Source organism: Micromonospora sp. CA-263727, from assembly GCF_050942455.1.
GTDB lineage: Bacteria > Actinomycetota > Actinomycetes > Mycobacteriales > Micromonosporaceae > Micromonospora.
Genome location: NZ_CP192031.1, coordinates 5,447,212 through 5,462,309, shown reverse-complemented (window position 1 = coordinate 5,462,309; position 15,098 = coordinate 5,447,212). Strand labels below are relative to the sequence as shown.

General features: G+C 73.4%; 13 protein-coding genes. 4 read left to right on the top strand and 9 right to left on the bottom strand.

Annotation, left to right across the window (positions count from 1 at the left end; genetic code table 11):
- Positions 1 to 167 precede the first annotated feature (167 nt).
- The 3 genes from ACQPYA_RS23790 to glnA all read right to left on the bottom strand — a co-directional run bounded on the left by ACQPYA_RS23790 (position 168) and on the right by glnA (position 3,028).
- Entirely contained in the window at positions 168 to 1,148 is a 981-nt protein-coding gene (locus tag ACQPYA_RS23790) for a hypothetical protein (RefSeq protein ID WP_433529308.1), read from the bottom strand.
- Positions 1,145 to 1,504, bottom strand: a complete 360-nt coding sequence (locus ACQPYA_RS23785) for a PadR family transcriptional regulator (protein ID WP_433529307.1) — start codon at positions 1,502 to 1,504, stop codon at positions 1,145 to 1,147. The genes ACQPYA_RS23790 and ACQPYA_RS23785 overlap by 4 nt, the downstream gene beginning before the upstream one ends.
- Before the next feature lie 99 nt (positions 1,505 to 1,603).
- Entirely contained in the window at positions 1,604 to 3,028 is a 1,425-nt protein-coding gene (gene glnA / locus ACQPYA_RS23780) for a type I glutamate--ammonia ligase (protein WP_433529306.1), read from the bottom strand.
- A gap of 280 nt (positions 3,029 to 3,308) precedes the next feature.
- Here glnA and ACQPYA_RS23775 point away from each other — a divergent pair, with 280 nt between their 5' ends.
- On the top strand, positions 3,309 to 3,701 hold the full coding sequence (locus ACQPYA_RS23775; RefSeq protein WP_433529305.1) for an RDD family protein: 393 nt from the start codon (positions 3,309 to 3,311) through the stop codon (positions 3,699 to 3,701).
- Positions 3,702 to 3,738: 37 nt separating this feature from the next.
- Here ACQPYA_RS23775 and ACQPYA_RS23770 read toward each other — a convergent pair whose 3' ends face one another.
- The gene (locus ACQPYA_RS23770) at positions 3,739 to 4,428 is read right to left on the bottom strand and encodes a DUF4191 domain-containing protein (RefSeq protein ID WP_433529304.1); all 690 of its coding nucleotides are present in this window, start codon (positions 4,426 to 4,428) and stop codon (positions 3,739 to 3,741) included.
- Between the two features lie 206 nt (positions 4,429 to 4,634).
- Between ACQPYA_RS23770 and ACQPYA_RS23765 the strand changes: the two genes are divergently transcribed.
- On the top strand, positions 4,635 to 4,790 hold the full coding sequence (locus tag ACQPYA_RS23765) for a hypothetical protein (protein WP_433529303.1): 156 nt from the start codon (positions 4,635 to 4,637) through the stop codon (positions 4,788 to 4,790).
- Positions 4,791 to 4,918: 128 nt separating this feature from the next.
- Positions 4,919 to 7,858 (top strand): helix-turn-helix transcriptional regulator, encoded by a 2,940-nt coding sequence (locus ACQPYA_RS23760; RefSeq protein WP_433529302.1) that lies wholly within the window; start codon positions 4,919 to 4,921, stop codon positions 7,856 to 7,858.
- Positions 7,859 to 7,901: 43 nt separating this feature from the next.
- On the opposite strand, the gene ACQPYA_RS23755 is transcribed toward ACQPYA_RS23760, so the two are convergent.
- Together ACQPYA_RS23755 and lipA are read right to left on the bottom strand one after the other, a co-directional pair.
- Entirely contained in the window at positions 7,902 to 9,851 is a 1,950-nt protein-coding gene (locus ACQPYA_RS23755) for a hypothetical protein (protein ID WP_433533587.1), read from the bottom strand.
- 364 nt (positions 9,852 to 10,215) lie between these two features.
- Positions 10,216 to 11,208, bottom strand: coding sequence for a lipoyl synthase (gene lipA / locus ACQPYA_RS23750; RefSeq protein ID WP_433529301.1), 993 nt, complete (start codon positions 11,206 to 11,208; stop codon positions 10,216 to 10,218).
- 332 nt (positions 11,209 to 11,540) lie between these two features.
- On the opposite strand from lipA, the gene aspS reads away from it, so the two are divergent.
- Positions 11,541 to 12,854, top strand: a complete 1,314-nt coding sequence (aspS, locus tag ACQPYA_RS23745; RefSeq protein WP_433529300.1) for an aspartate--tRNA(Asn) ligase — start codon at positions 11,541 to 11,543, stop codon at positions 12,852 to 12,854.
- 23 nt (positions 12,855 to 12,877) lie between these two features.
- On the opposite strand, the gene ACQPYA_RS23740 is transcribed toward aspS, so the two are convergent.
- The 3 genes from ACQPYA_RS23740 to ACQPYA_RS23730 are packed head-to-tail and all read right to left on the bottom strand — an operon-like array spanning position 12,878 to position 14,887.
- Positions 12,878 to 13,498 (bottom strand): TetR/AcrR family transcriptional regulator, encoded by a 621-nt coding sequence (locus tag ACQPYA_RS23740; protein WP_433529299.1) that lies wholly within the window; start codon positions 13,496 to 13,498, stop codon positions 12,878 to 12,880.
- A 13-nt stretch (positions 13,499 to 13,511) separates the two neighbouring features.
- Complete coding sequence (locus ACQPYA_RS23735; protein WP_433529298.1) at positions 13,512 to 14,186, bottom strand: DUF4166 domain-containing protein; 675 nt, start codon at positions 14,184 to 14,186, stop codon at positions 13,512 to 13,514.
- A complete protein-coding gene (locus tag ACQPYA_RS23730; RefSeq protein ID WP_433529297.1) occupies positions 14,183 to 14,887 on the bottom strand; it encodes an SRPBCC family protein in 705 nt (234 codons plus the stop codon). Before ACQPYA_RS23730 ends, ACQPYA_RS23735 begins: the two co-directional genes overlap by 4 nt.
- Between the last annotated feature and the right edge of the window lie 211 nt (positions 14,888 to 15,098).

Sequence of the window (15,098 nt, the reverse complement as noted above, 5' to 3'; positions counted from 1 at the left end):
TGGGTTCATCTGTTGTCGGTCCAGTGACAACAGATGAACCCACCGGCACCAAACGCTCCGGCATGGGCCGAGATGGGAGACCGAGTCGGGTCATCTGACGGTGGTCAGCGCCGACACCGCGCCGGCGGCCAGAGATCGCACCGGCCAGAGGGAGATCGGCAGGCGGGTCAGCGATGCGCGCCGCAGGTCGGGCAGGGCTGGGAGGGTGGGATGCCGCGACGGCGGTGCAGCGCGACTGCTGCGGGCAGCAGCGCCGGCCCGAGCAGGCCCACCGTGAGGGCGGTGGCGATCAGCGTCGGCAGGGTGGGTCGCGGGGCGCCGCTGGCCACGCCGTCCACCGCGCCGGCCAGGATGTGCACGCTGAGTAGCCCGACCGGGGTGAGCAGGGCGGTCACCGCCCAGCCGCCCCGCCGGTCCCGCCGCATGGTCAGCCCGACGGCGAGCAGCACCGCGACCACCAGCAGCACCGCGCCGGCCGCCGGCAGGAACTCTTCGGCGCTTCCTCGGTAGGCGCCGAAGTACAAGTTGTGTCCGGACACATACGCGAACGCGCCACCCCCGATCGCCGCCGCGATCGGCAGGAGCCGGGCCGGTGGGGGCAGATGGTGGTCGACCGCGAGTGCCAGCGTCCCGAGCGCGATCTGTGGAACCAGCACCAGCAGCGGGGGCCGGGGCGCGTTGGTGATCAGGCCGATCGCTGGCACGGCGGCGGTCGCCAGGACGGCCAGGGCGATGGCGACTCGGCTGGGTCGGCCCGGTGCGACGAGCACGAGCAGCGCGGCGACCAGCCAGCCGAGCCACGCGACGACACCGGCCGAGAGGAACGGCCCGAAGGTCGGTATGCCCCACTGGGCGGGTGACGTCTGCTGCTCGACGAGCATCCAGTAACCGGCCAGGAAGGTGGCGGTGGTCAGCGCGAGCAGCGCGGCGAGGCGTACCCCGGGGACGAGGTCGGTGGCGCCGGCGGCCCGGAGCCGCTGACGGAGGCCGCCGCGCAGGAGGTCGGCGGCCTCCGCGAGGGAGGGCCAGCGCCGTCCCGGGGCGGCCAGGTCGAGGTACGTCCCGACGATCTCCTCGCCCCGCTCGTGGCGGTAGCCGGCCGGGTACGCCCGCAGCAGTTGCCGGTAGCGGCGCTCCAGCCCGGTCATGCCAGGCCCCCGGCGGTACGCGGGGCCAGCGGTCGTACCGCGCGGTCGCGTAGCCGGGCGGTCGCCACCTCGACGTTGCGTCGGAGCCGTTCGGTCTCGGCGGCGAGCGTGGCGTCTCCGGCGGGGGAGAGGCGGTAGTAGCGGCGCAGCCGACCGTCGACGGTCTCCTCGCGGTCGAGTTCCACCAGGCCGGCGTCGGTGAGCCGGTCCAGCGCGCCGTAGAGGGTGCCGGGGCGCAGCGAGAGCCGCCCGTCGGAGAGGGTGGCGACCTCGCCGATGATCGCGTATCCGTGCATCGGCTCGCGGGCGAGCGCGGTGAGGATGAGGAAGGTGGGTTCGCGTAGTGGTGTGTCCACACCGGCAATATATCGGACGCGAAGGTATTAGGTGGCCCCGCTACGCACTCGGGCCGGCCCCGCGCAATGCGGAGCCGGCCCGAACGACGCTGATCTGGATCAGCAGTCGAAGTACATGGCGAACTCGTGCGGGGTCGGGCGCAGGCGCACCGGGTCGACCTCGTTGCTGCGCTTCCAGTCCACCCAGGTGGAGATCAGGTCCGGGGTGAAGACGCCGCCGTCCAGCAGGTAGTCGTGGTCGGCCTCCAGCGCGGTCAGCACCTCGGGCAGCGAGCCCGGCACCTGCTTGACGTCGCCCCACTCCTCCGGCGGGAGGTCGTAGAGGTCCTTGTCGATCGGTGCCGGCGGCTCGATCTTGTTCTTGATGCCGTCCAGGCCGGCCATCAGCATCGCCGAGAAGGCGAGGTAGACGTTGGCCGACGGGTCCGGCACCCGGAACTCGACCCGCTTGGCCTTCGGGTTGCTGCCGGTGACCGGGATGCGGGTGCAGGCGGAGCGGTTGCGCTGCGAGTAGACCAGGTTGACCGGCGCCTCGAAGCCCGGCACCAGGCGACGGTACGAGTTGACCGTCGGGTTGGTGAAGGCCAGCAGCGACGGGGCGTGGTGCAGCAGGCCGCCGATGTACCAGCGGGCGGTGTCGGAGAGGCCGGCGTAGCCGGTCTCGTCGTAGAAGAGCGGCTCGCCGTTGAGCCAGAGGCTCTGGTGGGTGTGCATGCCCGAGCCGTTGTCGCCGAAGAGCGGCTTCGGCATGAACGTCGCGGTCTTGCCGTTGGCCCAGGCCTCGTTCTTCACGATGTACTTGAAGAGCTGGAGCTGGTCACCGGCGTGCAGCAGGGTGGAGAACTTGTAGTTGATCTCGGCCTGGCCGGCGGTGCCGACCTCGTGGTGCGAGCGCTCCACGGTGAAGCCGGTGTCGATCAGCCGGCGCACGATGCCGTCCCGCAGGTCGGCGTAGTGGTCGACCGGCGGCACCGGGAAGTAGCCACCCTTGTACGCGGTCTTGTAACCGCGGTTGCCGCCCTCCTCCTCGCGGCCGGTGTTCCAGGCGCCCTCGATCGAGTCGATGTAGTAGAACGCCTGGTTGGCGGAGGTCTCGTGGCGGATCGAGTCGAAGATGTAGAACTCCGCCTCCGGGCCGAAGTACGCGGTGTCGGCGATGCCGCTGGCCGCGAGGTATGCCTCGGCCTTCTTGGCCACGTTCCGCGGGTCCCGGGAGTATGCCTCACGGGTGAACGGGTCGTGGATGAAGAAGTTCAGCGCGAGGGTCTTTTGCGCGCGGAAGGGGTCGATGAAGGCGGTCGCGACGTCCGGGAGCAGGAGCATGTCCGACTCGTGGATCGCCTGGAAGCCACGGATCGACGAGCCGTCGAACGCGAGGCCGTCGGTGAAGACGCTGTCGTCGAAGGACTCGACCGGCAGATTGAAATGCTGCATGACGCCGGGCAGGTCACAAAAACGTACGTCGACGAACTTCACGTCCTCGTTCTTGAGGTATCGCAGGAGTTCCTCGGGATTGGCGAACACTCGTCCTCCTGGCACGTCCACGGGTAGCTAGGCTCCTGGCGACGCTATGGCCGTGCGGTTGCCCGGCCATGTCTCCAGTGTTTCTGCCGTGTTACGTCCCTCGCGATCTGTCACCCCGGCGGCTGGTACGGACGCTGGGGAGCGGGGGACTGCTAACTGCTTTGTCAGTGTAGTGACAATTGGTGTGGTTGGTCCCTTTCGGCGCTACGCGTCGGGCCCGCGCTACGCGTCGGGCCTCCGCGCTCGGCCGGTGTGTCGCGGCTGACTACTCTTGTCCGCTGTGACCACCCAGCACCGTACCCCGCCCCCCGCCGCGGATCCCGCCTTCACCCCCGCTGACCTGGGTCGCCGGTTCGGGGCGCTGGTCATCGACTGGGTCCTCTGCCTGCTCGCGTCGGGCCTGTTCGCCAGCCCCGCCCGGGACGCCTGGGCCCCGGTGGCCGTGCTGATCGTGGCGTACGGACTCTTCCTCGGCCTGTTCGCGCAGACCCCCGGCATGTACCTGACCAGGATCCGCTGCGTCGACTGGACCGACGGCGGGCGGATCGGCCTGCCCCGCGCCCTGCTGCGCGGCGTACTGCTGGCCCTGGTCGTCCCGGCCCTCCTGATGGACCAGCACCGTCGTGGCCTGCACGACCGCCTCACCGGCTCGGTGGTCACCCCCGCCCGCTGAGCCGATCCTCGGAGACTGCCGGGCCGGGGCGGCTGGGTCAGCGGCCGCGGGTCTGGCGGAAGGCGCCGCGCGGCGGGCGGAGGTTCTTGGGGATGGCGCCCTTGGGCATCTGGGGTCGGGCGGTGAGCGCCTTGAGGCGCTTCTCCAGGGAGTTGACGTCCTTGCCACTGAGGTTGCGTGGCAGCCGCATCAGGGTCATCCGCAACTTGCGGATCGGCAGTTCCCCCTCGTCCTGCCCGATGACGTAGTCGTAGAGCGGGGCGTTGCCGATCACCTTGGCGAGCCGACGCTTCTCCTGGCCGAGCAGGCCGCGTACCCGCTGCGGGTTCCCCTCGGCCAGCAGGATCACGCCCGGACGGCCGACGACCAGGTGCACCATGTCCATCTGGGTGGTGGAGCTGACCGCGGGGGAGACCCGCCAGTCACCCCGCATGCTCTCCATGATCTGCGCGGCGGCGCCAGGCTGGCCCTCGGCGGCGTTCATCATCGCCCGGTTGGACCGGAGGTTGAGCACGATCAGCAGGAGGAGCAGGGCGAACAGGATGCCCAGCGGCAGCCAGAGCCAGCCCCACAGCACGACCGCGACCACGGTCAGCGCGAGCGGGATCAGCACCGCGCCGGTGGCCAGTGGCGCGAACCACTTGTCCTGCTTGGCGGTGAACCGGAACACCAACCCGATCTGCTTCAGCCGCTGGCCGAACGAGACCTTCTCCTGGGGCTTTGCCATGGCGTCGAGTCTAGTGGTCGCACGCCGCACCGTTGATCCGCGGCCGGACCTCGGCCGGCTGAGTACCTTACGGCGCCGTGGCGGCTCCACCGGCCGGGCGTAAGGAGGGGGAGCGGGCAAAGATCAGGCGGCCTACTCACGCCCCGGCGGCACCTTCGCGAGCAGAGTCAGAGTCGGCAGATGACGACGATCGCAAGGAGCCCGACATGTTCGGCAACGACGCAGACTTCCTCCTCTCCGTTCACCGTACGCACGCCGCCGAGTTGCGGGCCGAGGCGGCCCAGGACCGGCTGGCCCGGTCGCTGCCGCGCCGGTCGACCCGCAGCTGGCTGAGCCGCTGGCGCGCCCCAACCCGCCAGTGAACCCGGATGTAAGGAAGGGCCCCTTCTTAACGCCTCCGGTAGAGGAAGGGGCCCCGCTTAACACGCGGCCCGGCAACCGGGTGGTCGGCGACGACGACGGCGGGACCGGGCGTGGCATGCTCGGTGCCGTGACCGCCCGCGCCCCCAGCACCGTGCTCGTCGGCCGGCAGCGCGAAATGGCGCAGCTGCGTGACGCGCTGACCCGTGCCCGGGCCGGCGAGCCCGTCACCGTACTGGTCGGCGGCGAGGCCGGGGTCGGCAAGACCCGGCTGCTGGAGGAGTTCGGCCGGTCGGCCGGCGGCGACGCCCGCCTGCTGGTCGGTCAGTGCCTCGAACTCGGCGAGGCCGGCCTGCCCTTCGCCCCGTTCGCCGCCGCGCTGCGCGCGGTGCTGCGCCGCGACGGTACCGCCGTCTTCGACGGGTACGAGACCGAGTTCGCCCGACTGCTGCCGGAGCTGGCCCGGGTCCCTGCCGGTGTGGCGGTGTCCGCCGTCGGGCCGCCCTCGGACGCTCCCCGTGGCTACCTGTTCGACCTGGTCGCCGAGCTGTTCGGCCGGCTCGCCGTGGACCAGCCGCTGGTGCTGTTGATCGAGGATCTGCACTGGGCCGACCGGTCGACCCGCGACCTGATCGGCTTCCTGGTGCGGGCCGCCCCCACCGGGCGACTGCTGCTGGTCTGCACCTACCGCACCGACGAGCTGCACCGGGGCCATCCGCTGCGCCCCTTCCTGGCCGAGCTGGACCGGGCCCGGGGCGTCGACCGGATCGAGCTGGGCCGGTTGGACCGGGACGGCACCGGGGCGGTGCTCGCCGGGCTGCTCGGCACCGAGCCGGTCGCCCGGGCGGTCGACGACATTCACGACCGTACCCAGGGCAACCCGCTCTTCATCGAGGAGCTGGCCGCCGCCGGCAGCCCGATCGGCTGCGCCGCGTTGCCGGACACGCTCCGCGACCTGCTGCTGGCCCGGGTGGACCGGTTGCCCGAGGCGGCCCAGCGGGTGCTCCGGATCGCCGCGGCCGGCGGCACCCGGCTGGCCCACCAGTTGTTGGCCGAGGTCGCCGGGCTGCCCGAGCCGGAGCTGGACGACGCGCTGCGGGCCGCCGTCGCCGGCCAGCTGCTGGTGGCCGACCCGGACGGCGACTACGAGTTCCGGCACGCGCTGGTCCGCGAGGCGGTCCACGACGACCTGCTGCCCGGCGAGCACGCCCGCCTGCACGCCCGGTTCGCCGCCGCCGTCGAGGCCCAGCCCCACCTGGTCGCCGCCGGCCGGGCCCCGGCTGAGATCGCCCACCACTGGTACGCGGCCCACGACCACCCCCGTGCGCTGGTGACCGCCCGGGTGGCCGCCTGCGCCGCCGCCGACCGGTACGCGTACGCCGAGCAGAGCCGGCTGCTGGAACGCGTACTGGAGCTGTGGGAGCTGGTGCCCGACGCGGCCGACCGGCTCGGCATGGACCACCTGGCGGTGCTGGAGGAGACCCTCGCCGCCGCGACCACCGCCGGTGACTACCACCGGGCGCTGACCCTGACCCGGGCCGCCCTGGCGGAGGTGGACACCGAGACAGAGCCGCTGCGCGCGGCGCGACTGCTGGACCGGCGGGGCCGGATGCTGGCCATGCTCGGCAAGAGCGACGGCGCGGCCGAGCTGCGCGAGGCGTACCGGCTGACATCGGGGGTGCCCGACGGCCGGGAGCGACTGCTGCTCCTCGCCGACCTCGCCAACCACCTGGCCCGCATCGACCACGCCGACGGGGCCCGGGTGGCCGCCGAGGTGGTGGCCGCGGCCCAGGCGGCCGGGGTGAACGACGAACTGCTGCCGGTGCAGCTCGCCGTGTTGCGCCGCCGTGACGGCGTACCGGATCTCGGGCTGGCCGAGCTGCGCCGGTGCGAGGCGTTGGCGCGCTCCGCCGGGGAGGCGCCGGCTCTGGTCAGTGCCCTGGTGCACATCTCCGACGTGCTCTTCGAACTGGGCCGGTACGCCGAGTCGGCACGCGCCGCCGCAGACGGGGTGGCCGAGGCGCGCCGGGTCGGGATCAGCCGCTCCACCGGGGCGTACCTCCTCTCCAACCAGGCCGAGGCGCTGCTGGCGCTGGGCCGGTGGGCGGAGGCCGACCAGGTCTGCGCCGAGGCGGCCCGGCTCGATCCGCCGGGCGTGTCCGGGCTGCACTGGCTGCAACTGCGGGCCGGGCTGCGGTTGGCCCAGGGGCACCCCGGCGCCGACGAGACGGTGGGCCGGGCGCTGGGCTTCCTCACCAAGCCGTACCTGCACCCGCACAACCGGCTCCCGCTGTCGGAGCTGAGGCTGGCGGCGGCGCTCGCCGCCGACGACCGGGCGGAGGCGCGGCGGGCGGCGGAGGCGAGCCTGACCGACCCGGCGGTCGCCGTGTACCCCCGCTACGGCTGGCCGGTGCTCGCCGCCCAGGCCCGGGTGGCCCGGTACACCGGCGACGAGGCGATCGCCGCCCAGGTCGCCGGGCTGGCCGCCACGGTCGCGGTCCGGTTCCCCGCCGAGCGGGCGTACGCCGCCGAGGTCGCCGCCACCGTGGCCCCCGGCGACGGTCCGCTCGCCGCCTGGCGGGCCGCGGTCGAGGCGTGGCGGACGGCCGGTCAGCCCGGATCGTTGGCGCGGGTGCTCCTGGGCTTCGCCGAGGCGGCGGCCGGAGCGGGCGAACGGGGCGAGGCGGGGGCCGCGGTCGCCGAGGCGCTCGCGCTCGCCGACGGGCTCGGTGCCACCCCGCTCGCCGAGCAGGCCACCACCCTGGCCCGCCGGGTCGGCCTGCGCGGCGCGGGCCGGGGCCGGCCGGGCGGCGACCTGTTGACCGGGCGGGAACGCGAGGTGCTGCGCCTGGTGGCCGAGGGGCACAGCAACAGCCGGATCGCCGAGCAGCTCTTCATCTCGCCCAAGACGGCCAGCGTGCACGTCTCCCGGATCATCGCCAAGCTGGACGTGACCAACCGAATCGAGGCCGCCGCCGTGGCGCACCGCCTGAACCTCCTGACCGACCCCTCCGGGTCAGGGCGGGCCGGCCAAGGAGAAGAGGCGGGCCAGAGCAACGGGCGTGCGTAGGCGCGGCAGCACCGGGCCAGGGCGGGAACTCAGGCCGGGCGGGTCAGTCACGGGGTAGGTAGACGCGCCAGCCGTCGACGGTGAGCAGGTCGAGAGCGCCGGGCTCGGCGTGCCGCCGCTCGTCCAGGCGAGCCGCGAGCGGGGAGCCGTCGGGCGCGACCCAGGCCGGCGCGGCCGACGCCGCCACCGCGCGCCGGTACGGCCGGTAGCGGTCGTGGCCGGGGTGGAGATCGTCGTCGACGACCGCGCAGACCACCTCCTCGGCGCTGGCGAAGGTGAGTCGGTTGCAGGTCCAGTAGGTGGCGTACACGTGCCGCACATCCCGCTCGCGTAGCGCGGCGACCAGCGCGGTGTACCGTGCCTCGGCGGCGTGCGCGGCCGGCGCGGCACCGATCGCGCCGGCCGTGGCGACGCCGGCGGTGCCGAGGGTGGCCGCGAGCGCTCCGAACGCCACGGCGGCTCCGAACGCCGCTGGGCCTCCGAATGCCGCTGGGCCTCCGAATGCCGCTGGGGCTCCGGATGCCACGGCGGCTCGGGACGCCGTCGGGGCTTCGGACGCCACGCCCGCCTCGGATGCCACGCGCGCCTCGGACGCCACGCGTGCTTCGGACGCCGTGATCCGGGACGGTGTGGCGGGCGGACCGGTCCGCCCGCGTCGCCGGGCCGCCGTCCACAGCGGCCACAGCAGCACCGGTACGGAGATCAGCAGGCACGAGAGGTAGCGGGAACTCTCCACCGGCGTGCGCCCGGCCGCGCTGCTGACCGTGTACGCCGCAACGGTGGCCACCGCCGCCGCGACGAGAGCGAGCGACACCGCCGCCCCGACCCGCGCCACCTGCCCCGCGCCATCGCCGCCCTCCGCATCAGCCGATCTTGGACAGTTTCCGTCAGCATTGAACGGTAAGTGTCCAAGATCTGCGGGCACACGCGTCGAGGCGGCGGGCGGGTTGCGTAGGGTGCGCCAGGCGGTCAGCGCGGCGGCGAGCAGCAGCACCGGGAACGCCGCCGCCCACCAGAGTTGCCAGCCGGCGCAGCGGCCCGGGTCGCAGAAGCCCATGCCGAGCGCGGGACCGAGCACCAGCCCGCCGTGCAGCCGGTCGGCCCAGCCGGCGGGCTGGTCGGCGCCGCTGGCGGTGAGCACCGCGGCGAGCGGGTTGCGGCCCGCCATGATGCTGTCCACCAGCAGCGGCGCGGCACCGAGCAGGGCGCCGACGCCGAGCAGCACACCGCCCCGGCCGGGCAGCACACCGCCCCGGCCGGGCAGCACACCGCCCCGGCCGGGCAGCGCGGCGGCCCGGCCGAGGAGCACGCTGCCCCGGTCGAGCTGCGCGCCGGCCCGGTCGAGCTGCGCGCCGGGCCGGCCGAGCAGCTCCGGTCGGCGGAAGACTGCCAGCACCAGCCCGGTGGCGGCCACGTACGGCAGCACCAGCGGATCGACCCAGAGCATCAGCCCGGCGAGGAATCCCCAGGTCACCCAGCGGGCCAGCCGCCGGCCGGGCCGCCCGGCCGCGAGGTCGTACGCCAGCAGGGCCAGCGCTGCCCCGGCCACGTTCATCTCCGGGTAGCCGCCACCGGCGATGAGTTGGTTCTTGACGATTCGGTCCGAGCCGAGCGCGAGCAGCACGACGACCAGCAGGGTGAACCAGCGGTCCCCGGTCAACCGCAGGGTGAGCCGCCAGAGCAGCAGCACGAACAGTGCGTACATGGCCAGGGTGGGCAGCCGCAGGCCGAACGTCGACGGCCCGGCCAGGGCGAACACCGGCGCGGCCAGCCAGGCCTCCAGGGTGCCCATGTACGACTGGCCGTAGAACCAGATCGGGAACTCCTGACCCCGCGAGATGTGCAGGGCGGCCAGGCCCATGGTGGCCTCGTCGCTGTTGGTGGGAGGCGCGTCGAGCAGCAGCAGGCCGAGGCGGTAACCCACCCCGGCGAGGAACGCGAGCACGGTGAGCAGCACAGGAAGCTGGAAGCCGGTCAGCCGTGAGCGGTGCAACCGGGAGCCAGACGCCCGGGAGCCAGCCAGCCGGAAGGCGCGCGATCGGACGCCGGACAACCGGGCGCCGGTCAGGGTACGCAGCGGACCGGGCAGCGCACGCAGCGAGCGGGGCAGTGCCAGCAGGGAGCCGGGTAGTGCCAGCAGGGAGCCGGGCCGGGCGCGCAGTGCACGGGGCAGTGCCCGCAGCGCACGCAGTGAGCGGGGTAGTGCTGGCAGCGAGCCGGGCCGGATGCGCAGGGCCGCCGGGAGCGCGCGCAGCGCGTCGCGTGGCTCTCGGCGTACCCCGGCGGTCATGGGCCGATCATGGCACCCGGCCGGCGCACGGGTGGTCGCCGCACCGGCGTGGCGGTCGGGAAGCAGCTCAGCCGGCGGCGACCGGGACGCCCTCGCGGGCCTGGAGGGCCTGCTGGTAGAGGCGGCCGGCGCGGTACGACGAGCGGACCAGCGGCCCACTCATCACCCCGGCGAAGCCGATCTCCTCGGCCTCGGCGCTCAGCTCGACGAACTCCTCCGGCTTGACCCAACGCTCGACCGGGTGGTGCCGGGGGGTGGGGCGCAGGTACTGCGTGATGGTGATCAGCTCGCAGCCGGCGGCGTGCAGGTCGCGCAGGGCCTGGGAGATCTCGGCCCGCTCCTCGCCGAGGCCCAGGATCAGGTTGCTCTTGGTCACCAGGCCGGCGGCGCGGGCCTGCCGGATGACGTCCAGCGACCGCTCGTAGCGGAATGCCGGCCGGATCCGCTTGAAGATCCTCGGCACCGTCTCCACGTTGTGCGCCAGCACCTCGGGCCGGGCGCCGAAGACCTCGGCGAGCTGCTCGGGCACGGCGTTGAAGTCGGGAATCAGCAGCTCGACGCCGCAGCCGGGTTGCAGCGCGTGGATCTGCCGGACCGTCTCGGCGTAGAGCCAGGCGCCGCCGTCGGGCAGGTCGTCGCGGGCCACGCCGGTGATGGTGGCGTACCGCAGACCCATCGACACCACCGACTCGGCGACCCGGCGCGGCTCGTCGGCGTCGAACTCGGCCGGCTTGCCGGTGTCGATCTGGCAGAAGTCGCAGCGACGGGTGCACTGGTCGCCGCCGATGAGGAAGGTGGCCTCGCGGTCCTCCCAGCACTCGTAGATGTTGGGGCAGCCGGCCTCCTGGCACACGGTGTGCAGCCCCTCGCGGGCAACCAGCCCGCGCAGCTGGGTGTACTCCGGGCCCATCTTGGCCTTGACCTTGATCCACGGTGGCTTGCGCTCGATCGGCGTCTCGGCGTTGCGGGCCTCGATCCGCAGCAGGCGCCGTCCCTCGGGAGCGGGCGTCGCGGTGCGCGCGGCGTGGCCGGTCGTCGGCGCGGAGTGCTCGATCGTCACAAAACGAGCCTACGCCGGACGGTGGCCGTCGATGAACGGCGGGCGACGGCCGTCACCCCGGAATCCCTGTGACGCCGGACACCGGAGCGGTGTAAGGAAGGGCCCCCTCTTAACGCCTGCGGTAGAGGAAGGGCCCCTTTTTAACACCCCGCGCCAGTAGAGCCCGCCCGGCTGGCCCCGGTGAAAGGCGACGAACGAGGCTCCCGCTCCGGCGGGGGCGAAGGTGTGGTGGCACCGCGAGGTTCCCGCTCGCCCACACCCCCCGGGGCTGAGGCGATGCTTCGCCACCGGAGGGTGGCGAAGGCGTTGCCATCGACCGAGGAGCAGCCGCTGTGCAACGCATTCTTTCCGACCAACTCACCCGGCACGCCGGAGACACCGTCCGGATCGCCGGCTGGGTACACCGCCGCCGGCTGCTCAAGTCGGTGGCCTTCCTGATCGTCCGGGACGCCGCCGGACTCGCCCAGGTCGTGGTCACCGACCCGGCGGTGCGCGCCACCGTCGAGGCGCTGCCCGAGGAGACCGTCGTCGAGGTCACCGGCACGGTGGTCGCGCGGCGTGGCGCCGCTGCCGAGGTCGCGGCGGCCACGGCATCCGCCGGGGTCGAGCTGACCGACCCGGCGGTACGCCCGCTCGGCCCACCCGCCGTACCGCCGCCGTTCGACCTCTACCGGCCTTTACTCACCGCCGGCCTGCCCACCCAGCTGGACAACGCACCCGTCGCGTTGCGGCACCCGAGCCGGTCGGCCGCGTTGCGGGTCTCGGCGGCGGCGGTGGCCGGTTTCCGGGCCGCGCTGGACGCCCGGCGGTTCGTGGAAATCCAGACGCCGAAGGTGGTCGCCTCGTCCACCGAGAGCGGAGCGAACGTCTTCGCGCTGGACTGGTTCGGGCGGCCCGCGTACCTGGCCCAGTCGCCGCAGTTCTACAAGCAGCTGATGGTCGGCGTCTTCGAGCGGGTGTACGAGGTCGGACCGGTGTTCCGGGCCGAACCGCACGACACCGTACGGCACCTGGCGCAGTACACCTCACTCGACGCCGAGCTGGGCTTCGTCACCGACCACCGGGACGTGATGGCGGTGCTGCGGGACACCCTGGCCGGGATGCTCGACGCGGTCGGCGACCGGGCCGGCGCGGCGCTGGCCACCCTCGGCGTGGATCTGCCGGCGGTGCCGGCGCGGATCCCGGCCGTGCAGTTCACGGAGGCCCTGGAGATCGCCGGCGGACCTGCGGACGAGTCGGACCTCGCCCCCGCGCACGAACGGGCGTTGGGAGAGTGGGCCCGGCGCGAGCACGGGTCGGAGTTCGTCTTCGTCACCGGGTACCCGATGGCGAAGCGCCCGTTCTACACCCACCCGGACCCGGCCCGGCCGACGTACTCGAACGGGTTCGACCTGCTGTTCCGCGGTATGGAGCTGGTCACCGGTGGGCAGCGGCTGCACCGGCACGCCGACTACCTTGCCGCGCTGGCCGCACGCGGCGAGCCGGTCGAGCCGTACGCCGGGTACGTCGACGCGTTCCGGCGCGGCATGCCGCCGCACGGCGGGTTCGCCATCGGCCTGGAACGTTTCGTCGCCCGCCTGACCAACGCCCCGAACGTCCGTGAGGTCACCGCCTTCCCACGCGACCTGCACCGCCTGACCCCGTAGCCCGCGCCCCCGACCACGCTCGGTCAGGTCAGGTCACGCAGCTTCGCCCGGACCGCGCGGCGGGCGAGTGGGCCGAGGTCGTCGACCACCTCGACCAGGGTGGCCAGCCGCCCCAGCGCGTCGAACGCGGACCGGGCGCCGATCGGGTCGACGCCCTCGTACAGCTCCAGCCCGACGAAGGCGGCGGAGATCGCCCGGGCCAACCCGGGCGGGTCGGCGACCGGGGCGGCTGGCGAGCCGTCCAGCAGCCGGTGCAGGACGGCCTCGATCTCGACCGTCCAGAGTCGCAGCGCCGCTGCCGTGGGCTCGGCGAGCCGGGGATCGTTCTGTGCCCCGGCCAGCAGTTGGGCCAGCACCGCAACGTTGCTCTCGGCCCGTTCCTGCTCGTGCAGGGCGCGTCCGAGGTCGAGCAGCTCGCGCAGCGACCGGACGTCGGCGAAGCGGGCCCGGTAGACCGCCACGCGCGCGGCTGTCGCGCTCTGGCAGGCCGCCGCCAGCAGGTCGTCCACGCTGCCGAAGTGGTAGAAGACCAGCGCCTGGTTGACCCCTGCGGCGGCGGCGATGGTACGCGCCGACACACCGGCGATTCCGTGCTCACGGATCGCGGCGAGCGCACCGTCGATCAGCTTCTCGCGGGTGGCCATGGAATCCCCTCGTCTACTCCCGGGGATTCTCGCGCAGCGGCCGGACCGCGGCGGGCACCGGTGCCCGGTCCGGCCCGACGTAGCGGACGGTGAAGCTGCCGGTGTACCCGAAGAGCGGGCCGAACCGGCGGCTGGTCACCGCCACCTCGATGCCGAAGTGCCCGGCCCGTTGGTCGTACCACTCCCGCACCCGGGCCTCGCCGGTCAGCACGCCGGGGCAGGACAGGCCGTTCCGGAATCGCTGGAGCCCGCTGCGGATGGTCAGCGCGCCGGTGGAGTCGACGGCGAGGTGCAGGTCGACCGCGAGGTGCTGGTGCGTACCGAGGTAGTCGACCAGGACTGCCCGGCGCGTGCTCCACACCATGGTGGCGTCGAAGCGCCGCCGCCGGTGCGGGGCGACCTGGAAGGTCCGCACGAAGGTCAGCGTGAGGCGGCCGTACGAGTCGGTGTAGGCGTAGTTCTCGATGGTGAAGGGGACATGCCGGCCGGTTTCCGGGAACAGGATGTGGCGCTGGGCGCCGAAGTGCAGGAACGGGCTGGTGAAGGCGGTGCCTCGCCAGACCCGGTCCATCACGCCGGTGCCCACGCAGCCGAGGTCGGCGTCACCATCCACGCCGAAGCGGCGGCGCAGCTGTGGGTGCAGCCGGTCGAAGTCGGCACCGAGGGCGTGCTGGAAGACAGAGGTCACAGCTCCCCCAGGAGAGTGGGTGGCCGGGCGGCGAGACGGTCCGCCGGGCGGCGTCGGCACCGGCGCGCGGCCGGCGTGTGCGGATGCGGAGGCAGGAACCACGCCGCCGTGGCGGCGGCCACCAGCGCGACCGTCGCCGGTATCCGGCCGGCGGCGCCGGCCGCCGCGCCGGCCGCCGTCACCGCGACCGCCCGCAGGGTGACTTCCCGGATGGCGTTGGCCCGGGCGCGCTCCGGCGGGATGCCATGCGCCAACCAGAGCCGCAGCCGGTCGAACGACCAGGCGGTGGCCCAGCGGAAGGCGGGGCGGAAGGCCAGGTCGGCCAGCCGGCCCAGCGGCCCCCACCGAGGGGCGTACGAGTATCCGGTCAGGAAGCGCACGCCGTGCGGGCCGGGCAGGTAACGCCAGTAACCGGTGCCCGTCGCGATCAGCGAACGCGGGTCGTCCGAGCCGAATCGCAACGCCGAGGTACGGGTGCCGTCCGGGCGACGGCGTTCCCCGGCGTGTATGCCCCAGCCGGCCACGGTGAGCCCGGGAAACACCGTGGTGGCGTATCGGAACCGGGCGGGCGTGCTGCCCGGGACCGGGTCGATCCGGCCGAAACGCACGTCCCACCGGCGGTGCTCCCCGGGCTCCTGGGTCGCCCGCCAGACCTGCTCGATCGGCGCGTCGATGAGCGCCTCGACGTAGATCGGTTGCACGTCCACCCCCGTTTTGAGCGACTGCTTAATAGGCGGTATCGACTTTTGAGCATTCGCTCAAGAGGGGTGTCGGAGATGGTCTTCGACGTGCGCCATTGACCCGGACTGGCGACATGCCGAGGACCGGCGACGTGCCGGGGCTGGCGACGTGGTCGGATCAGCGCCCGGCCGCCGGCGCTGGTGTCCGCCGGTCAGGGTCGGGCGCAAGGGT

What these genes read in the sequence shown, in the direction of transcription:
- ACQPYA_RS23790 (WP_433529308.1), bottom strand. Translation starts at nt 1,148, where the DNA reads ATGACCGGGCTGGAGCGCCGCTACCGGCAACTGCTGCGGGCGTACCCG.
- ACQPYA_RS23770 (WP_433529304.1), bottom strand. Translation starts at nt 4,428, where the DNA reads ATGGCAAAGCCCCAGGAGAAGGTCTCGTTCGGCCAGCGGCTGAAGCAG.
- ACQPYA_RS23765 (WP_433529303.1), top strand. Translation starts at nt 4,635, where the DNA reads ATGTTCGGCAACGACGCAGACTTCCTCCTCTCCGTTCACCGTACGCAC.
- ACQPYA_RS23740 (WP_433529299.1), bottom strand. Translation starts at nt 13,498, where the DNA reads ATGGCCACCCGCGAGAAGCTGATCGACGGTGCGCTCGCCGCGATCCGT.